14 protein-coding genes are annotated in these 18,522 nt (G+C 66.9%); 12 read left to right on the top strand and 2 right to left on the bottom strand.

What is annotated here, in order from left to right; translation table 11 throughout:
* Positions 1 to 5: 5 nt before the first annotated feature.
* The 5 genes from XcodCFBP4690_RS14390 to XcodCFBP4690_RS14410 are packed head-to-tail and all read left to right on the top strand — an operon-like array spanning position 6 to position 3,953.
* Positions 6 to 1,088, top strand: a complete 1,083-nt coding sequence (locus XcodCFBP4690_RS14390) for a potassium channel family protein (RefSeq protein WP_104541820.1) — start codon at positions 6 to 8, stop codon at positions 1,086 to 1,088.
* Positions 1,085 to 1,762, top strand: a complete 678-nt coding sequence (locus XcodCFBP4690_RS14395; RefSeq protein ID WP_208622750.1) for a YjfK family protein — start codon at positions 1,085 to 1,087, stop codon at positions 1,760 to 1,762. The genes XcodCFBP4690_RS14390 and XcodCFBP4690_RS14395 overlap by 4 nt, the downstream gene beginning before the upstream one ends.
* Before the next feature lie 34 nt (positions 1,763 to 1,796).
* Complete coding sequence (locus XcodCFBP4690_RS14400) at positions 1,797 to 2,201, top strand: DUF350 domain-containing protein (protein ID WP_104541824.1); 405 nt, start codon at positions 1,797 to 1,799, stop codon at positions 2,199 to 2,201.
* A 13-nt stretch (positions 2,202 to 2,214) separates the two neighbouring features.
* Positions 2,215 to 2,787 carry a DUF1190 domain-containing protein gene (locus XcodCFBP4690_RS14405; protein ID WP_104541826.1) on the top strand — a complete coding sequence of 191 codons (573 nt, stop codon included), beginning with the start codon at positions 2,215 to 2,217 and terminating at the stop codon, positions 2,785 to 2,787.
* Complete coding sequence (locus XcodCFBP4690_RS14410) at positions 2,787 to 3,953, top strand: glutathionylspermidine synthase family protein (RefSeq protein WP_104541828.1); 1,167 nt, start codon at positions 2,787 to 2,789, stop codon at positions 3,951 to 3,953. The genes XcodCFBP4690_RS14405 and XcodCFBP4690_RS14410 overlap by 1 nt, the downstream gene beginning before the upstream one ends.
* Positions 3,954 to 4,396: 443 nt before the next feature.
* Here XcodCFBP4690_RS14410 and XcodCFBP4690_RS14415 read toward each other — a convergent pair whose 3' ends face one another.
* Positions 4,397 to 5,767 (bottom strand): MFS transporter, encoded by a 1,371-nt coding sequence (locus XcodCFBP4690_RS14415; protein WP_104541920.1) that lies wholly within the window; start codon positions 5,765 to 5,767, stop codon positions 4,397 to 4,399.
* A 97-nt stretch (positions 5,768 to 5,864) separates the two neighbouring features.
* Between XcodCFBP4690_RS14415 and soxR the strand changes: the two genes are divergently transcribed.
* The 6 genes from soxR (at position 5,865) to XcodCFBP4690_RS14445 (ending at position 16,281) form a co-directional block, all read left to right on the top strand.
* Positions 5,865 to 6,311, top strand: coding sequence for a redox-sensitive transcriptional activator SoxR (soxR, locus tag XcodCFBP4690_RS14420; protein ID WP_104541918.1), 447 nt, complete (start codon positions 5,865 to 5,867; stop codon positions 6,309 to 6,311).
* A 157-nt stretch (positions 6,312 to 6,468) separates the two neighbouring features.
* The gene (locus XcodCFBP4690_RS14425; RefSeq protein WP_146091906.1) at positions 6,469 to 8,448 is read left to right on the top strand and encodes a M1 family metallopeptidase; all 1,980 of its coding nucleotides are present in this window, start codon (positions 6,469 to 6,471) and stop codon (positions 8,446 to 8,448) included.
* A gap of 737 nt (positions 8,449 to 9,185) precedes the next feature.
* On the top strand, positions 9,186 to 12,341 hold the full coding sequence (locus XcodCFBP4690_RS14430; protein ID WP_167394630.1) for a TonB-dependent receptor: 3,156 nt from the start codon (positions 9,186 to 9,188) through the stop codon (positions 12,339 to 12,341).
* Positions 12,342 to 12,778: 437 nt separating this feature from the next.
* A complete protein-coding gene (locus XcodCFBP4690_RS14435; RefSeq protein WP_104541830.1) occupies positions 12,779 to 13,537 on the top strand; it encodes a SapC family protein in 759 nt (252 codons plus the stop codon).
* Between the two features lie 4 nt (positions 13,538 to 13,541).
* Positions 13,542 to 14,582 carry a cupin-like domain-containing protein gene (locus XcodCFBP4690_RS14440; protein WP_104541926.1) on the top strand — a complete coding sequence of 347 codons (1,041 nt, stop codon included), beginning with the start codon at positions 13,542 to 13,544 and terminating at the stop codon, positions 14,580 to 14,582.
* Between the two features lie 178 nt (positions 14,583 to 14,760).
* Positions 14,761 to 16,281 carry a tryptophan halogenase family protein gene (locus tag XcodCFBP4690_RS14445; RefSeq protein ID WP_104541832.1) on the top strand — a complete coding sequence of 507 codons (1,521 nt, stop codon included), beginning with the start codon at positions 14,761 to 14,763 and terminating at the stop codon, positions 16,279 to 16,281.
* 33 nt (positions 16,282 to 16,314) lie between these two features.
* Here the strand turns inward: XcodCFBP4690_RS14445 and XcodCFBP4690_RS14450 are convergent, their stop codons facing one another.
* A complete protein-coding gene (locus XcodCFBP4690_RS14450; protein ID WP_104541834.1) occupies positions 16,315 to 17,322 on the bottom strand; it encodes an MBL fold metallo-hydrolase in 1,008 nt (335 codons plus the stop codon).
* 372 nt (positions 17,323 to 17,694) lie between these two features.
* On the opposite strand from XcodCFBP4690_RS14450, the gene XcodCFBP4690_RS14455 reads away from it, so the two are divergent.
* A complete protein-coding gene (locus tag XcodCFBP4690_RS14455) occupies positions 17,695 to 18,477 on the top strand; it encodes a hypothetical protein (RefSeq protein WP_167394631.1) in 783 nt (260 codons plus the stop codon).
* The last annotated feature ends 45 nt before the right edge of the window (positions 18,478 to 18,522 follow it).

Below are 18,522 nucleotides of genomic sequence, written 5' to 3' on the forward strand. Positions count from 1 at the left end.
GCGCCATGATCATCGTTGGAAAGCTTTTCCGGGTCTTGCGGCGCCACGTGCGCCGCGTCAGCTGGGGTGTGGTGGCGCTGGCGTTGCTGGCGCACATGGGCCTGAGCTGGGTGTTGCTGCTACTGGCTGGCGAGCACAAGCTCGTCGGCCTGGATGCGTTTCCGTATTACTACATGACCACCGCCACCACCATCGGCTACGGCGACCTGTCGCCAGGGTCGGTGGCCGGGCGCTATATCGCCGCATTCGTGCTGATGCCGGGCGCGGTGGCGCTGTTCGCCACGGTGCTGGCCAAGACCAGCGCGGTGCTCATCACTTTCTGGAGGCGCCACTACATGGGCAAGATGGCCTACGACGGGTTGCGCGGGCACACCATCCTGATCGGCTGGCAGGGCGCGGCCTCGGCCCGCCTGCTGGAGCTGTTGCTGTCCGATACCGCCACCGACGACGAGGGCGTGGTGCTGGTGGCCGAAGGTATCGCCGAAAATCCGATGCCCGACCATATGCGCTTCGTGGCAGCCGAGTCGTACACGCATACCGAGGTGTACCAGCGTGCCGGCATCGCCGGCGCGGCGCGGGTGATCGTCAATCCGCCATCGGACGACCAGACCCTGGCGGCGGTGTTTGCGTTGATGGCGCATGCGCCGGCTGCGCATGTGGTGGCGCATTTCGATTCGGCCAGTGCCGCGCGGCTGGTCAACCATCATTATCCGGCCATCGAATGCACGCGGCCGATGACTGCCGAAATCCTGGCCCGCGCGGCGCAGGACCCGGGCAGCGCGGCGATCACCGCCGAACTGCTGTCGGTGGACGATGGCCCTACCCAGTTCAGCCTGGCCGTGCCGGCCGGTCTCCAGCCCCTTGACTACAGCCAGGTCGCGGCGGATTTCAGCCGACGCGGCGCCTTGTTGCTGGGCCTGCGCGCGCCCGACGGCGCGCTGCGCCTGAATCCGCCAGCGGGCACCGCGGTGCCTGCCGGCGCCACGCTGTACTACCTGAGCGAGCAGCGTCTGCCTGCGCAGGCCATCGCATGGCCAACGCTGTGCGCTGCCACGGCTTCCGTTTCCGCATCGCCACGAGGTGTCTGACGATGAGTTTTTTCAGCAAGTTGTTCGGCCAGGCGCAGCCGCCGCCGTTGCCCAGCTCCGGTACCGGCGCGATCGGGCATGCGCTGCCGTTGGGGTTGCGCGTGGGTGGGCAGGTCGCCATCGATACCACGCTGTACCGCATGGCGCCGAACGCCATGACCGCCGAACTACCGGGCGGCAATCAGGGCATCCCCTGCTACGGCCACGTCGACCTGGGCGATGGCTACGCGCTGCACCGGTTCTACCTGGATGACGACGCGTTCCTGCAGGTCACCACCGTGGGCGGCGATCTGGAGGCGATGAAGGCGTTCGTGTATTGCGAGACGGTGAACCCGCCGAGCAAACAGGCCTTCCAGGACTTCGTGATGCAGCATCCGCACCTGGGTGCGGCGCAGATCGACTACGCCGGCAAGCGCTGGCAGCGTGCCACCCAGTCCACCGACGATACCGCCCGCATTCCGCCCATCGCCTACGACGAAGTGCTGTACCGCTACCAGCCGCCGCGCCGCGATGGCGATCTCACCCATTACGCCATGCTCTACAGCCGCGACGTGCCGGAACTGCAGCGCGAGGAATTCCTGCTGGTGACCGGCGAGGATTCGGGCCCCAACGAGTTCTGCGTTACCTACGCGGTCGGCATCGATGTCACCGTCGCCGATCTGGACATCACCTGAGCCTGTGCTCGCCCTTCTCTCAACCGGTGCTTTCATGAATCCGATCAACCTGCAGAGCTTTCTGGCGTTTCTTTCCTACTTCGGCACCGGCCTGGGCGTGCTGATCGTCTCGGTGGTGCTGGTGACCCTGATCACCCCGCACAAGGACTTCACCTTGTTGCGGCAGGGCAATGTGGCCGCCGCCACCGCGTTGGCCGGCAACCTGGTCGGCGTGGCGCTGCCGCTGCATTCGGCCATTTCCCATTCGGTGAGCCTGGTCGATGCGCTGATCTGGGGCGCAGTGGCGTGTGGCATCCAGGTGCTGGCGTATCTGCTGGCCAACCTGGTGGCCGGGCGCATCTCGCGCCAGATCACCGACAACGTCGCCGCCGCGGGCATCTTCTCTGCCGGCGTGTCGATCGCAGTTGGCCTGATCAACGCCGCGGCGATCACGCCGTAACGGAGCCTGCGCCATGAAGCGATCACGCAACCTCACGCTCACCCTGATGGCCGCCTTGCCGGCCGCGCTGACCACCGGCTGCGGCTCGGAGCCGGAAACCGGGGTGGTGCTGCAATCGGCATCGGACTGTTACCAGATCAAGCAGGAACAGGGCAGCATCGAGCAATGCCTGAAGGCCTACGACGAGGCCGCAGCCAAGCACCAGCAGACCGCGCCGCGTTTCAACACGCGTTACGAATGCGACGAGCAGTTCGGCAGTTGCACCGCGATACAGAACCAGGGCCAGCAAAGCTGGATCCCGCCGATGGGCGGGTTCCTGCTGGGCTATGCGCTGGGCAATATGAGCGGTGGCGGCGGCTATCGCTACGGCGGCGCGATCCCGTTGTATCGCGATTACCGCAGTGGCGGTTTCTACAAGCCCAATGGCGACCTGGCCAGCAATCGCACCGGCACCGTGCGCGGGCGCAGCGGTGCCATCGACATGCCGACGCGGGCGATCACCGTGTCGCGCTCGGGCTTCGGCTCCAGTGCGGCGGCACGCAGTTCGTTCGGCAGCGGCGGCCGCAGCTCCGGGTTCGGCGGCTGATGCAACGCATCGCCATCGCCGAGCGCCCGGATTGGCGTACCCAGGCCGAGTCGCTCGGCTTCCATTTCCATACCATCGACGGCGAGCCGTATTGGGACGAGCGCGCGTACTACGCGTTCTCGTTGCGGCAGATCGAAGACGATATCGAAGCGCCCACCCAGGACCTGCATGACATGGCGATGCAGCTGGTGGACGAGGTGGTCGGCTCGGAAGAATTGCTGACCAGGCTGGCCATTCCAGCGTTCTACTGGGACTGGATTGCCGGCTCCTGGAACAACCGCGACCCGCATCTGTACGGCCGCATGGACCTGGCCTATGCCGGCGACGGCCCGGCCAAGTTGTACGAGCTCAATTACGACACGCCGACCTCGTTGTACGAAGCGGCGTACTTCCAGTGGCTTTGGCTGGAGCAACAGATCGCCAGCGGTGCGCTGCCCAAGGGCACGGATCAGTACAACCTGATCCAGGACCTGCTGTGCGAAACGCTGGGTGCGCTGGCGATGGAGGGCGCGGTCGGCGCGCAGATGCATTTTTCCGCGGTGCGCGACTCGCTGGAAGACCGCGCCACGGTGCGTTACCTGCGCGACTGCGCGCATCAGGTGGGCATCGCCACCGAAGAAGTGGCCATCGAAGACATCGGCCTGAGCGCCGAGGGCTGGTTCACCGACGACCAGGACCGCGTGATCCACACGCTGTTCAAGCTCTACCCGCTGGAATTCATGATGGAAGAGCGCTTCGGGCCTGCGCTGATCGCCAACCGCGTGCGCCTGATCGAGCCGGCGTGGAAATCGGTGCTGAGCAACAAGGGCATCCTGCCGCTGCTGTGGGAACGGCACCAGGGCCATCCGAACCTGCTGCCCGCGCGTTTCGCGCAGGCAAACGAAATGGCAAGCGCCGGTTGGGTGCGCAAGCCGCTGCTGTCGCGCGAGGGTGCCAATATCTCCGTGGTGACCGCACAGGGCGAGACCGCGCAGACCGACGGGCCGTATTCGGACGGGCCAGCGATCCTGCAGGCGCACCATCCGCTGCCGGTCTTCGACGGCCGCCACGCGCTGGTGGGCAGCTGGGTGGTGGCCGATCGCCCGGCCGGGCTGGGCATGCGCGACGACGACGGCCCGATCACCCGCGACACCTCGCGCTTCGTGCCGCATGTGATCGTGGATTGAGGGCGTGCATTGCATACGCCGCAACCGCTGGCAAGTCCGTGCGGATGTGCGATGCAGTGCAGGTTTTCCACACCCCCTGTGGATGGAAGTTGCACAAGGCTGTGGACAAGTGCCGGCAGGCCCCGGCCTGCAAGGCTGTCAAGATGGGTGGCGAAAAAATGACCAATCGATCGTGGTGATCCATTCGCCGCGCCGATCGACGCGATGCCGGCAAGATCGGCAAAGTCGTCGCCGGTCTCATGCCCGTCGATGCGTCGCACGCGGGGCCGGCATGAGACAGCGCGTCGGGTCTTTCGTTGGGGCAACGATGCAGGCGATGCAAACGATGCCCATCGAACGGCGGCGACAGTGTGGCGGCGACAGCCGCACGCCACGATCAACAGGGCTTCAGTCTCCCGCCCCCTCCGTTGCGGACACGCGCGTCGCAGCGCATGCCGTACGCCTCAGACCCGCCGCGCGACCACAAAGCTCGCCACCGCCAGCAACCAGGCCAGCACGAATACGCTCAGATAGGCGGCCGCGGTGGCCGATGCCAGCAGCGCGGCGAACACCGCGCCGGCCAGCGCCAGCATGCCGGCCACCGCAATGGCTTCGCTCAACTGCATCGCCGAACTGTTCGCCCCTTGCCGATCGGGCGGCGACAGCGATAGGGTCAGCACCGACAGGCTGGGATACAGCAAGCCCATACCCAGCCCGGTCAACGCCCAGCCGGCAATCGCCACCGGCACCGGAAACGCCGGCCACACCGCACCGGCGCCGATCGCGATGCCCACCATCATCAGCACAGCCCCGGCCTGCAGCAGGCGCGGTCGCGACCAGCCGGCACGGCTGTGGCCCTGGTACCACGAGCCACTGAACCAGCCCAGCGCACCCACGCTCAGCGCGATCCCGGCCAGCAACGGCGACAGCCCGCGCTCGCGCGACAACAGCAGCGGCAAGAACGCCTCGAAGCCGAAGAACGCCGCGGCCGCGATGCCGCGCAGCGCGATCACGCTGGGCAGGCCGCGGGCCAGCCGCAAGCTGCCGGCCGGCAACAGATGCCAGGCGCAATACACTGTGAGCAGCAGCGCCGGCAGCATCGCCGCCGGCGCCTGCATGCCGTGCAGTTGCCCGCCCAGATACACGCCGAGCACGCCGGTCGCCGCCCCGATCGCCCAGCCCACGACCGCATTCGAGTCGGTGGCGGTCGGGTTGGACCAGCTGCGCCCGCGCAATGCCGGCCACAGCATCAGCCCCGCCGGAATCGCCAGCAGCGGGACCGACAAGAACACCCAGCGCCAGCCGGCGTGCTGCATGATCACGCCGCTGATGCTCGGCCCGATCAACGACGGCACCACCCAGCCTGCCGAAAATGCCGAGAACACCCGCGGTCGCAGGTGGTCCGGATACAGCCGTCCGACCAGGACATACAGCGCCACCGAATAGGCACCCGCGCCCAGCCCCTGCAGCAGGCGGCCGGCGATCAACAGCGGCATGCTCGGCGCCAGGCCGGCGATCAGCAGGCCGATCACGAAGCACAGCAGTCCGGCGCCCAACGCGCCGCCGGGGCCGTGGCGGTCGCTCCAGCGCCCGGCCGCGGTCATGCCCACCACGCTGGTGGCCAGCGTGCCGCCGAACGCCAGCGCGTACAGCGGCAGGCCGTTCAATTCGCGCGCCACCGTCGGCATGGCTGCGGCCACGGCAAGCGATTCGAAGGCATTGAGCGAGACCAGCGCCACCATGCCAAGGGTCGCCGCACGATACGGCGCGGACAGAATCGAGGCAGGCGACGAAGGGGGGCGGGCGGCGGCGGGCAGGGCGGTATCGGTGGGCATCGAACATCCAGGGCAGGTGGGCACAGCCAGGACCGTGCTGCTTGCATCGGTCATGGCCGCGCAGCATCCTGCCTCAACCAAGGTTGAGGTCAAGGCAATGCAGCGTGAGTTGTCGGTGGGCGAGGTGGCCAGGCGCAGCGGCGTGGCGGTATCGGCGTTGCATTTCTACGAGCGCAAGGGACTGATCCGCAGCCTGCGCACCGCCGGCAACCAGCGGCGCTACGCGCGCGATGTCCTGCGGCGGATCGCGGTGATCCGCGTCGCGCAGCGGCTGGGCATACCGTTGCAGCAGGTGCTGGAGGCATTTTCGGTGCTGCCGGAGCAACGTACGCCCACGCGTGCGGAGTGGGCGCGCATGTCTGCGCGCTGGCGCGGGCAACTGGATGCGCGCATCGGCGAGCTGCAGGCCCTGCGCGACCAGCTGACCGATTGCATCGGCTGCGGCTGTCTGTCGCTGCGGCGCTGCCGGTTGAGCAACCCGGACGATCGATTGGCCGACGACGGCGATGGCGCCCTGCGCCTGGGTGCTCTGGCCCCGGAGTGATGGCCGCAATGCGGTGGCGTGCGCTGGGTAGTGCGCGCGTTGGCAGCGACAAGCGGCGCCTTGCGGACGCGTCGATGGCGGCCCGTTTGACCGTGGGCGGCACGGACGCCGAGGCGATTGCCCGTAGCATGGACATTCCTCCGTTGCAGGACCCGCCATGTTCCCCACCATGCGCCAAGCACTCGCCGTTGCCGTGTCGCTGACCTGTACCTGTGCAGGGGCCGCGAACGCTGCTGCGCAGCCATCGGCCAGATTCGATCCACTGGTGTTGTTCGCGCCGCTGCAATTGCCCGACGCCCCCAATGCCTACCGGAGCGGCAGCGGTGTGCCCGGCCCGCTGTTCTGGCAGAACCGTGCCGATTACCAGTTGCAGGCCAGCATCGACCCGGCCAGCCACACGCTCAGCGGCGAGGCCGCGATCCGCTATACCAACCACAGCCCCGACACCTTGAGCGTGTTGTGGCTGCAGCTGGATCAGAACATCTACCGCGCCGACGCACGCGCCGCCGCCAGCCGCCCGTCTGGGCGCACCCAGTTCACCGACGGCATGCAGATCGCCAGCGTGGAGATCGACAGCGGCGGGAAGCGTCAGCCTGCGCACTTCCTCATCGACGACACCCGCATGCGGGTGGACCTGCCGCAGCCGCTGGCCGGGCAGGGCAAGGCGCTGACCTTGCACATCCGTTACCGCTACCGCATTCCCGGTACCTGGGGCGGGCGCACCGCCTACAGCGCCAGCAAGCAGGGCGAGATCTACGAAGTAGCGCAGTGGTATCCGCGCATGGCCGTCTACGACGATCTGCGCGGCTGGGACACGCAGCCATACCTGGGCTCGGAGTTCTACCTGGAATATGGCGATTTCGATTATGCGGTGACCGTGCCGGCAGGTTTCCTGGTGGTCGGCTCCGGTGCGCTGACCAATCCGTCCGAGGTACTCAGCCGCGCCGAGCAACAGCGGCTGCAGCAGGCGCGTGGCAGCGATCGCACGGTGCTGATCCGCACGCCGGCAGACGTCGCGGCAGCGGCAGCGGCGCCGGCAGGGCCGGGGACGCGTACCTGGCGCTTCCATATGGAGCACACCCGCGACGTGGCGTTTGCCGCATCGCCTGCGTTCGTGTGGGATGCCGCACGCATCGACCTGCCCGGCGGCAAGCAGTCGTTGGCGATGTCGGTGTATCCGGTGGAAGCGGTGGGTGCGGACAAGTGGAATCGCTCCACCGAATACGTCAAGGGCGCGATCGAACATTTCTCGCAGTGGTATGCGTACCCGTGGCCGGCGGCGATCAACCTGGGCGGCTACGGCGCCGGCATGGAATATCCGGGCATCGTGTTCGATGGTTTCGAGGACGGCGGCAAGGACCTGTTCTGGATCACTGCGCACGAGATCGGCCACACCTGGTTTCCGATGATCGTCGGCTCCAACGAACGCCGCCACGCGTTCATGGACGAGGGCTTCAACACCTTCATCGATGTCTATGCATCGGATGCCTTCAACAAGGGCGAGTACGCGCCCAAGCGCGATTCGGAATATGCGCCCAAGGGCGGAAATCCGGTCGATGAGATCCTGCCGTTGCTGGCCGACCGTAGCGCGCCGACGCTGATGGACATCGCCGATGCCACCAGCGAGACCTACCGTCATCGGCTGACCTATTTCAAGGGCGCGCTGGGCCTGGTGCTGCTGCGCGAACAGATTCTGGGGCCGGAACGCTTCGACCCGGCGTTTCGCAAGTACATCGCCAGCTGGGCCTACAAGCATCCCACCCCGTCGGATTTCTTCCGCCTGATGGAAAGCGAGAGCGGCGAAGACCTGGGCTGGTGGTGGCGCGGCTGGTACTTCAACAACTGGCAGCTGGACATGGGCATCACCCGGGCGCAGTACGTCGACCAGGATCCGGCCAAGGGGCTGCGGCTCACTCTGCGCAGCCGCCAGCCACTGGTGATGCCGGTCACCGTGCGCGTGGACCTGGCCGACGGCAGCCACCTGGACCGCCGCGTGCCGGTGGAAACCTGGCTGCAGAACGCCACGCCCACGCTGACCCTGCCGACCACCCAGAAAGTGCTGCACGTGACGCTGGACCCGGAGCATGCGCTGCCCGACGCGGATCGGAGCGACGACCGGCTGGATGCGATCGGCTGAGTGTCGCGTGCGCACGCGCTGCATCCTGTCGCAGGCGCGAGGAGCCGTCGCCACGTACTGCGTGGGTTGCCTGTGGTGTGCATCCAATCGATTGCGATGGTGGTGCTGGCGATGTCATGCCTCGGGCGCGGCGGCCGTGGCACAGATGTGTCTGCGGCGGTGGCGGTCCGATGGCGGCCCGTCGCCGGATTGCCACCGCCCTCGTCGCATCGCGTGCCGCCGTCGCGCTCGCGCTGCAGGGTTTGCGCAGTCGCCGTGGGTGGCTGCGGCGCGGTGGATGCATTGTGCAACTTTAACCGCATTGGTCGACGGTTTCGGCGCAATTGGATGATAACGCTTACAGCCGCGCCGCCATTACATGGCGTATACGGACTCAAGCGACTGCGGTATCGGCTGTAACAATGCCTGTCCATCACTATGCTGCAACGCACGGTGACAAGCCCTTCGACGCCTGACTAGTCTGCACAACGTGTTAGCGCTATCACTGGCCGACACGTCGTGCAGGAGATGCCGCGCAGGCGTTCGCGACACCAGGGTGTCGACGCTGTCTGCGCAAGGGATGCACCGCACAACGCAGGTTGGCGATCGAAGGGGCGATTGCCGGCGTGCGCGCTAGGGGACCTTATTGAAGAGCAGTACTGTTCGCCACCGCCATCGGGCGGTGGTCATGACTCTGCCGTGTCGCACACCGCGACAACGGCCGTAGGCGGTTGGACTCCACTCCCGAGGACACAGCGATGCGTCGTACGTTGAGCAGCTTCAAGTCGAAGGCCATGTTTACCTTCGTCGGTGGCCTGTTGGTCATCAATCCCGCATTTGCGCAAGACGTCGCTCCGCCGCCGCCCGCGCCGCAGTCCAGCAGCGATGCCGCCACCACGCTCGACACCGTCACCGTCACCGGTATCCGCAGCAGCCTCGACCAATCGATGGGCATCAAGCGCGATGCCGCCGGCGTGGTGGATGCGATCAGTGCCGAGGATATCGGCAAGTTCCCCGATACCAACCTGGCCGAATCGCTGCAGCGCATCACCGGCATCTCGATCGAGCGCCGCGACGGCGAAGGCGCGCAGGTCACCGCGCGCGGCTTCGGCCCGCAGTTCAATACCGTCACCCTCAACGGCCGGCTGATTCCCGGCGCCGATGCGTTCGGCGCGCCCGGCCAGACCCCGATCGGCGGCGTGGACGTGGGTACGCGCGCGTTCAACTTCGCCCAGCTCGCTTCCGAAGCCATCACCGGCATCGAGGTGTTCAAGACCAGCCGCGCCACCGCGCCCAGCGGCGGTATTGGCGCCACCATCAATATCCAGACCGACAAGCCGTTCAATCACGATGGCGTGGTGGCCAATGCCGGCGCCAAGATGGTGTCCGACCGCTCGCAGCCGTTCGGCGATTCGCTCACGCCGGAAGTGTCGGGCATCTTCAGCTATACCAACCCCGACAAGACCTTCGGCATCGGCCTGAGCGCCAGCTACCAGAAGCGCCACGGCGGTTCGGTGCAGGCCACCGAAAATCGCTGGAACATCCAGCGCTGGACCGGTACCGACCCGGCGTTGCGTCCGGACACGGTGGTCACCAATGCACCGGCGATCGGCCAGCTGTACGGCATGCCCAACGACATCCGCTATGCGTTCGCCGATTTCCAGCGCGAGCGCATGAACGGCCAGGCGGTGATGCAGTTCGCTCCCAGCGACAGCCTCACCCTGACCCTGGATTACACCTACTCGTCCAACGAAATCCGCGAAGAACGTGGCGAGCAGGGCATCTGGCTGCAACGCGCCAACAGCTTCACCGACCTGACCTTCGATACCGGCCAGACGGTCGCCACGCCGGTCTACCTGCGCGACGTGCCCAATGGCGCCAAGGACTTCGGCATGGAGCAGCAGCGCAACGAGCAGAAGTACACGCTCGGCTCGCTCGGCTTCAATGCGGATTGGCAGGTGAGCGAGCGCTTCCAGTTGACCTTCGATGCGCACAACTCCAAGACCCAGAGCCTGCCCAACGATCCGGTCACCGGCGGCAGCGCCACCTATTTCAGCTTCGCCGGCACCAACAATTGCACCAACGGTCCGTCCTGCGGCGGGCAGTGGGCGCAGGAGCTGTGGTTCAACAACTCGCTGCCGATCGGCGCACGTACCTGGTATCCCACCGTCGCCGATTCGCTGGCCGGCACCAATGGCGTGGTCAACCCGGACTTCACTACCAACAATCTCGGCTCGCAGGTGCAACGCATCTATTATCAAAAGCAGGTGACCGAAACCAAGGAAGGTCGCCTGGACGGCAAGTTCGATTTCGACGACGGGCGCTTCCAGTTCGGCGTCAGCTCGTCCAACACCACCATGCATCGCCTGACCAGCGACACCTATTCCGCGCTGGGCGATTGGGGCGTGGCCAATGCCGGCAGGGAGCCGGGCATGACGGCCTTGCTGCGGCCGGTGAGCATCGTCGGCATGTTCGACGACTTCAATCCCAACGGCGCTGCCCGCAACGCCTGGCGCGGCGACGCCAGCCAGCTGGCATTGTGGGGCGGCAGCCAATACGGCGCGGCCACGCGCTACAACCCGCTCTACAGCTCCGACAACCAGGTCGAAGAAAAGACCCGCGCCGCCTACGTGCAACTGGAACTGACCGGCGATATCTCCGGCATGACCACCAACACGCGGCTGGGCCTGCGCTATGAGCGTACCGACGTGGAATCCACCTCGCAGGTGGCGACGCCGGTCGCGCTGCAATGGCAGGCCAACAACGACTTCCAGTTGCTGCGCTCTACCGAGCAGCAGCCCTTCAGCGAGAAGACCAGCTACAACTACATCCTGCCGAACCTGGACTTCAGCATCGACATCACCGACCAGCTGAAGGGCCGTGCCTCGTTCGGCCAGACCATCGCACGCGCGCCATACAACAACCTGCTGGCCGGGCCCACGCCCAACACCCCGGCGGGCTCGATCCTGATCAATCCTTCCAACCGCGCCAGTGGCGATTCGCAGACACCGACCCTGGACCCGTTGGAATCGGACAACCTCGATCTGGCGCTGGAATGGTATTTCGCCGACGCCAGCTATGTGTCGGCCACGTTCTGGAACAAGCGCGTCAGCAACTTCCTCGGTACCACCGTATCGCGCGAAACCCTGTATGGGCTGACCGATCCCACCTCGGGTCCGGATGCGCAGGCGGCGCTGGCGTTCCTGCAAAGCGGCGCGTGTGCCGCCCAGGTCGGCGCCGCCGGCAACGACGTGGCCGCGGCCTGTTCGGCCAACGACACCTCGCTGTTCGCAGCCACTGCGCTGTTGCGCAACGCTGCCGCCACCGGTGGCCTGGCTGCCTACAACGGCAGCTCGGCGCAGAGCCTGGCGCTGGAAAACGCCTACGACCTGGTCGGTACGGCGGCCGACCCGCTCTACCAGTTCGATGTCTCGCGGCCGATCAACCAGAACAAGGCCAACATCCACGGCTGGGAACTGGGGGGACAGTACTTCTTCGGTAGCAGCGGCTTCGGCATCTACGCCAACTACACCATCGTCGAAGGCGATGTGGCGTTCGACAACAACGTCATCGACCGCGACCAGTTCGCGCTGCTCGGCCTGAGCGATACCGCCAACGTCATGCTGATGTTCGAAAAATACGGCTGGAGCGCACGCCTGGCCTGGAACTGGCGCGACGAATACCTGATCGCCGCCAACCAGGACGCCTCCAACCGCAACCCGTACTACGTGGAGGCTTACCAGCAGTTCGACCTGAGCGTCAGCTACGCGCTCAGCAAGCAGCTGTCGGTGGGCTTCGAAGCGATCAACCTCACCGGCGAAGACGTGCGCTGGCACGGGCGTTCGGAGAAGCAGATCATCCGCCTGATCGATCAGCAGCCGCGTTACACGCTGGGCGTGCGCTACGCCTTCTAGGCCGGCGGCACGGCGCTGGCGCGCACCGTCAGGTGGGTGCCGACGCGCCATGGAGTGGCATGTTCCCTGGACATGCTGCGCCCATGGCGCGGTCGTCGCTGGCTGACGGCCGTGCATCGCGCGCGCATCGCTCGCGCATCGTGCGTGCGGGGGCTCTTGTCCAGGCACCAGCCGAAGGTGGCGGGCGCAACCGCTGTGCCTGCCGTGCGGCGTCCACGCACGCGCGGTCTGCACGCATCGATGTGGTGAGTGTTCCCGACCGGGCGGCGCATGCAGGCACCGGGTGATTCGCGCTGCCGGTGCGGCGCGCATGCTGCCCTGCCGCTTGCCGGCCCGGGTTTTTTTGGCAATGCTCGGTGCCTGTCGCGTGCAGCGAGTGGGCGGCACGCCAATCGTTCAGTGCAGGCGTCCACCGCGGATGCCTGCGGGAGTCGTCGATGACGCGATATGCAGTGCTCAACAACGTGGCCCATCACGATGTGCGCGTGGTCCTGCGCTTCGGTGCCGAATTCGGGGATGCGGTCGGGCTGGTGCCGGCGTTCGTGACCGAGTACGCCGACCTGCAGCGCGAATACCCGCTGTTCTTCCGCAAGGACCCCGCCACCGGTGGCTACCAATCGGTGGCCTTGCTGGGCTTTGCCCAGGACGAGAACCTGTTCCTGCACGAGGGCCGCTGGAGCGCCAACTACCTGCCCGGCATCGTCGCCAAGGGACCATTCCTGATCGGCTTCCAGGAGCAGCGGATCGACGGTGCGCTGGTGCAGGAGCCGGTGATCCATATCGACCTGGAGCACCCACGCGTCAGCCGCAGCGAGGGCGAGGCCGTGTTCCTGCCGCAGGGCGGCCACAGCCCGTACCTGGAACACATCATCGGTGTGCTGCGCGGCATTCGCGAAGGCGTGGACGCCGGGCAGGCCATGGCGGCAGCCTTCAATGCCCTGGGCCTGATCCAGCCAGTGCGCCTGGATGTTGCGCTGGATGCCACCCATACCGCCCACCTGGATGGGCTGTTCGCCATCGATCGCGAGCGACTTGCCGCACTCGAGGCGCAGCCCCTGCAGCAACTGCACCACGCCGGATACCTGGAAGGCGCCTTCCTGATGCTGGCATCGCTGCATAACGTGCGCCGCCTGATGGCCGAAAAGCAGCGCCGCCTGCAACACGCGCGCAATGCGCCTGTCGCTGCCCATGCCTGATCGTATGGATGCACCCGCAAGCCCCGGCGCTGTTGCAGGCGCGATCGCCGAGCGCACCGATTGCACACCGGAATCGCTACCGCTTGCCGCACTGTGCGAGGCGGCCGAGCCGGTGGTGTTGCGTGGGGTCACACGCGATTGGTCGCTGGTACAGGCCGGCCTGCGCAGTCCGGACGAGGCGATGCACCAGCTGCGCGCCCACGACACCGGGCGCGCCTTGCAGTACTCCTATGGCGGGCCGGCAATCGCCGGCCGTCCGTTCTACACCGAGGACTGCAGCGCGCTGAATTTCGAGGTGCAGCGCGGCAGCCTGAGCAGCTTGCTGGATGCGATCGCCGCGCATCGCGATGACCTGCAACCGCCCACCTACTATCTGGCCTCGCTGCCTGTCGACGAGGGCTTGCCTGGCTTGCGCGCGCACAACGATCTGGATCTGGCGGCCAGCGGCATCGAGGTGCAGCCCAGCATCTGGATCGGCAATCGCGTCACCGCGTCCTGCCATTACGATGCACCGAACAACCTGGCGTGCTGCGTGGTAGGGCAGCGGCGCTTCACGCTGTTTCCCCCGGAGCAGGTGGCCAATCTCTACCCCGGGCCGCTCGATCCCACGCCGGGCGGGCAGGTGGTGAGCATGGTGGATATCGCTAATCCCGACCTGCAGCGCTACCCGCGATTTGCGCAGGCACAGCCGCATGCGCGTACCGCCGTGCTGGAGCCGGGCGATGCGCTGTTCATCCCGAGCATGTGGTGGCATCACGTGCAGTCGCTGCAGCCCTTCAACGTGCTGGTCAACTACTGGTGGAGCACCGCGCCCGCGCAGTTGCCGGCGGCGATGCCGGCGCTGTATCACGCGCTGTGGGCCATCCGCGACCGGCCCGTGGCAGAGAAGGAGGCATGGCGCGCCTTGTTCGATTACTACGTGTTCGGCCCGGCCGAGCGTGCCGGCGCGCATCTCCCCGAACCGGCGCGACAGGCGCTGGGGCCGATCGATCCCATCCTGGCGCGCCAGCTGCGCGCCATGCTGATCGGCAGGCTCAATCGTTGATGGACGGCACTGCGTTCAATGCCGATTGCCGGATGACTGCGCCGTCCATCGGCAGGGCGCGTGGCAGCGCATCCTCATGCCGTGTTGGTATCGATGTGCGTGCACGCCTTCTGCGGTGCCGAGCAGGATCGCTCCACATGGCAGCCGCCATTCCACAACCAGTTCACGGGAGTTCGCAGTGACTCAGGCTCAGATTCGCAAGGTGGTCATCGCCGGCGGTGGCACGGCCGGCTGGATCGCCGCCGCCGCGCTGTCGCATCAGTTCCGCGATCTGCTCGACATCACCCTGGTCGAGTCCGAGCAGATCGGCACGGTGGGTGTCGGCGAATCGACGGTGCCGCCGATCCGCACCTTTCACCGGTTCCTGCAGATCGACGAGCAGGAGTTCCTGCGCGAGGTGGCGGGCACCTTCAAGCTCTCGATCTCCTTCGAGCACTGGCTGCGCCAGGGCGATCGCTATATCCACCCGTTCGGTATCACCGGGCAGAGCACCCTGGTGTGCGCGTTCCATCATCTGTGGCTGGAAAGCCGGCGCCGCGGCATGGGCGGCAGCTTTGGCGATTACTGCCTGGAAACCGTGGCCTCGCGCGTGGACCGCTTCGCCTTGCCGCGCGAGCCCGCGGTCAACTACGCCTACCACCTCGATGCCGCGCTGTACGCGCGCTTCCTGCGTGCGCGCAGCGAGGCCTGTGGCGTCACCCGCATTGAGGGCCGGATCCAGCAGGTGACGGTGCACCCGGACAGCGGCGATGTCGCCAGCCTGGTGCTGGAAGACGGGCAGGTCATCGCCGGCGATCTGTTCATCGATTGCAGCGGTTTCCGCGGCCTGTTGATCGAGCAGACCCTGCACACCGGCTACGAAGACTGGAGCCACTGGTTGCCGTGCGACCGCGCGGTGGCGGTGCAGACCGAGGCGCTGGGCCCGCCGGTGCCGTACACGCGCGCCATCGCGCACGAAGCCGGCTGGCGCTGGCATATTCCGCTGCAGCACCGTGTGGGCAACGGCCTGGTGTTCTCCAGCCGGCACCTGTCCGACGACGAGGCGCATGCCAAGCTGCTGCGCGACGTGGCCGCCCCCGCGGTGAAGGATCCCTGGATGGTGCCCTTCCGCACCGGCCGCCGGCTCAAGGCCTGGAACAAGAACGTGGTGTCGCTGGGCCTGGCCAGTGGTTTCATCGAGCCGCTGGAATCCACCAGCATCCACCTCACCATCTCGGCGGTGGTGCGGCTGCTGACGCTGTTCCCGGCGCAGGGCATCGCGCCGTCGCAGGTGCAGCTGTTCAACGATGTCAGCCGCGCCGAGATGGAACACGTGCGCGATTTCGTCACCTTGCACTACCACGCCACCCAGCGCGAGGAACCGCTGTGGCGGCAATGCCGCGAGATGGAGCTGCCGGAGTCGCTGGCAGTGCGCCTGCGCGCCTGGCGCGAGCGTGCGCACGCCTGGCAGGCGGCGGACGAATTGTTCCGGGTCGATTCCTGGACGCATGTGCTGATGGGCCAGGGCCTGATGCCGGAGCAACATCACCCGCTGACACGCGCGTTCTCCGACCAGGATCTGCAACGCCTGCTGGACGGCATCGCCCAGCCGATCCAGCAGGCGGTGGAGCAGTTTCCCTCGCAGCAGGCCTTCATCGAACGCTATTGCAAGGCAAGGCCGGAAGTGTGGGGAGCGCGCACGCCGGTCATGGCCCGCTAGCCATCCCGCGTTGGATCAGCGCCATCTGCTGCGCTACAACCGCATCAGGTCGGCGCCGACCACGATCGGGCCGGCGTAGTGCTTGCGTGCACCCTCGCTCCACATCGCGTCGGTGATGGATGGGTCGCCACCAGGCACGAAGTGGCTCAGGACCAGCAGCTTCGCGCGGGCAGCGGCGGCGATCCTGCCGACCTCTTCGCTGGTGGAATGGCTCTTGAGCAGGTGGTCGAGCAAGGTGGGCGCGTTGTCGCTGGTCTTGAGCATCTTTTCCAACGCGGGCAGGTACATCACCTCATGCACCAGGACATCGGTGTCCCTGGCAAAGTCGGCCAGCGCCGGCAGATAGCGCGTGTCGCCGGAGAACACCACGCTGCGGTCGCGCGCCGCGAAGCGGTACGCAAAGGCCGGCTTGAGCGTGTAGTGGTCCACCAGGGCAGCGGTGACTTCCACCTGATCGTTCCGCAGCACCATGCCGGGCTGGTCGAACTCATGCACATGGATCAACGGCCGGAACGGCGGGCGGCCTTCCTCGCGCATGCGCGCCTCGATGTCGATGGCATTCATCGTCACGAACGCATCCACCATCGCGCCGATGCCTGGTGGCCCATACAGATGCACCGGCGTCTGCAGGCCGCTGGCCCAGGCCAGCCACACCACGTTGAGCAGGTCGGCGTTGTGGTCGGAGTGATGGTGGGTCAGGAAGATGTCGCGCAGTGCCGGCAGCGCGATGCCGGCCTTGGCCAGTTGCTGCGCGACACCGTTGCCGCAGTCGACCAGATAGGGCTGCCCGTCGATCACCAGCGCATTGGCGGCCGCTGCACGCAGGGGCGAGGGCGTCGGCCCGCCCTTGGTGCCCAGCAATACCAGCACGCTGCCCTTGGCCAGAAACGGTGCAGGCGCCGCCGCGTTGCCATTGGCATGCGCGAGGCTGGCGCCGGAGCTGGACGCCGCCACGAGTGGCCTGGCCGTGGACATTATCCCCGCGGACACTGTCAGCTGCAGCAGCGCCCGGCGGGAGTGCGACATGAGGGGGGCGGGCATGACGATTCCTTGGGCGCGCCGAAAGTGCAGAGTGTGCCGACAGCGACGCCGTGCCGCCATCGCTGCCTGCCGGGCCAGGCCCTGCAGCTTGGCGACGATGCACGATGTGCAGCACGCCCAACGCGCCGGCCGCCCGTACATAGCGATGTGGGGCAATGGGGCAGTCTGCATGCCGCAGCGCACCCAGCATCGCGCTGCGCACCACGTGAGCGTAGATCGGCAGGCGGGCGATGAATGCCGCCAGCGCCGGCGAGCGATCCTGCCGGGGGCGCAGCGCACCAGCGTTGCCGCTGCACGGCCTTGCCGCAGGCAATGGCCTTGCGCATAGTGCGGCACTACCGAGACCGTAGGCACCGCCATGGAATGCGCGCGATGACATCACCGGCAAGCTGCCGCATGGCGGCTATGCGCTACGTCTTGATCGCGCTGCTGGTGCTGTCCTCCGGCGCACATGCCTGGCACCCGCAGTATCCGCCGTGGTCGCGACCTCCGGCGGGCTCGCAATGCCCGGTAGCCGAACTGCCGGCGGAGGAGGGCCGTGCGCAATGGGAGGGCATCACCCATTTTCGCGACGCGGGGACCGTGCTCGCCATGGATAACCGTGGCGCGGCGCCGACGCTGCAGGTCCAGGATGCTGCCGGCCGCGTGCAGTTGGCAGCGGTCGAACTGGGCGGCGGCTTGCTCGGCTTTCATGGCGTGGAGCGCGCCGATCTCAATGGCGACGGCCGTGCGGATTACGTGGTGACCCTGGGCAGTGGCGGCGTTGGTCTGGCAGGCGGCAATGCGTGGCGCATCGTGGTGCTCTCGCAAGGCGATCGCTACCGTGCGCTTCGTGTACCCACGCACGAGCCCAGTGCCGACGATTACCGGCGTGTGCCGGGACGCCGCGGCTGTGCGCTGCTGCAGCTGTCGGTGATCACCGCCGACCCCGCTGCCACGCGCGACCGGCGCTGGCATACCTTCTGGGTGTATCGGTTGGTGCGCTTCCAGGGCACGCGGGCCGTGGAAGCGAACACCGCATTGCCCGGCTTGCCGAACTGGATCCTCTATACGCATCGTGCAGGCAATAGCGCCCCGACCACCTTGCTGGGCGAGGCCGCAAAAGCGCGGCTGTGGAATGACGCAGCACGCGAACGCGTCACTGTCTTGCCATAGTGGCTCAGCCCGGCGGTCGCCTGCAGCGATGGCGATGTGGAGCGC

It is taken from the genome of Xanthomonas codiaei, assembly GCF_002939785.1.
GTDB lineage: Bacteria > Pseudomonadota > Gammaproteobacteria > Xanthomonadales > Xanthomonadaceae > Xanthomonas > Xanthomonas codiaei.

Coding starts and splice junctions, on each gene's coding strand:
- XcodCFBP4690_RS14410 (WP_104541828.1), top strand. CDS start 2,787: ATGCAACGCATCGCCATCGCCGAGCGCCCGGATTGGCGTACCCAGGCC.
- XcodCFBP4690_RS14450 (WP_104541834.1), bottom strand. CDS start 17,322: ATGCCCGCCCCCCTCATGTCGCACTCCCGCCGGGCGCTGCTGCAGCTG.
- XcodCFBP4690_RS14390 (WP_104541820.1), top strand. CDS start 6: ATGATCATCGTTGGAAAGCTTTTCCGGGTCTTGCGGCGCCACGTGCGC.
- XcodCFBP4690_RS14455 (WP_167394631.1), top strand. CDS start 17,695: ATGACATCACCGGCAAGCTGCCGCATGGCGGCTATGCGCTACGTCTTG.
- XcodCFBP4690_RS14425 (WP_146091906.1), top strand. CDS start 6,469: ATGTTCCCCACCATGCGCCAAGCACTCGCCGTTGCCGTGTCGCTGACC.
- XcodCFBP4690_RS14440 (WP_104541926.1), top strand. CDS start 13,542: ATGGATGCACCCGCAAGCCCCGGCGCTGTTGCAGGCGCGATCGCCGAG.
- XcodCFBP4690_RS14405 (WP_104541826.1), top strand. CDS start 2,215: ATGAAGCGATCACGCAACCTCACGCTCACCCTGATGGCCGCCTTGCCG.
- soxR (WP_104541918.1), top strand. CDS start 5,865: ATGCAGCGTGAGTTGTCGGTGGGCGAGGTGGCCAGGCGCAGCGGCGTG.
- XcodCFBP4690_RS14400 (WP_104541824.1), top strand. CDS start 1,797: ATGAATCCGATCAACCTGCAGAGCTTTCTGGCGTTTCTTTCCTACTTC.
- XcodCFBP4690_RS14415 (WP_104541920.1), bottom strand. CDS start 5,767: ATGCCCACCGATACCGCCCTGCCCGCCGCCGCCCGCCCCCCTTCGTCG.
- XcodCFBP4690_RS14435 (WP_104541830.1), top strand. CDS start 12,779: ATGACGCGATATGCAGTGCTCAACAACGTGGCCCATCACGATGTGCGC.
- XcodCFBP4690_RS14430 (WP_167394630.1), top strand. CDS start 9,186: ATGCGTCGTACGTTGAGCAGCTTCAAGTCGAAGGCCATGTTTACCTTC.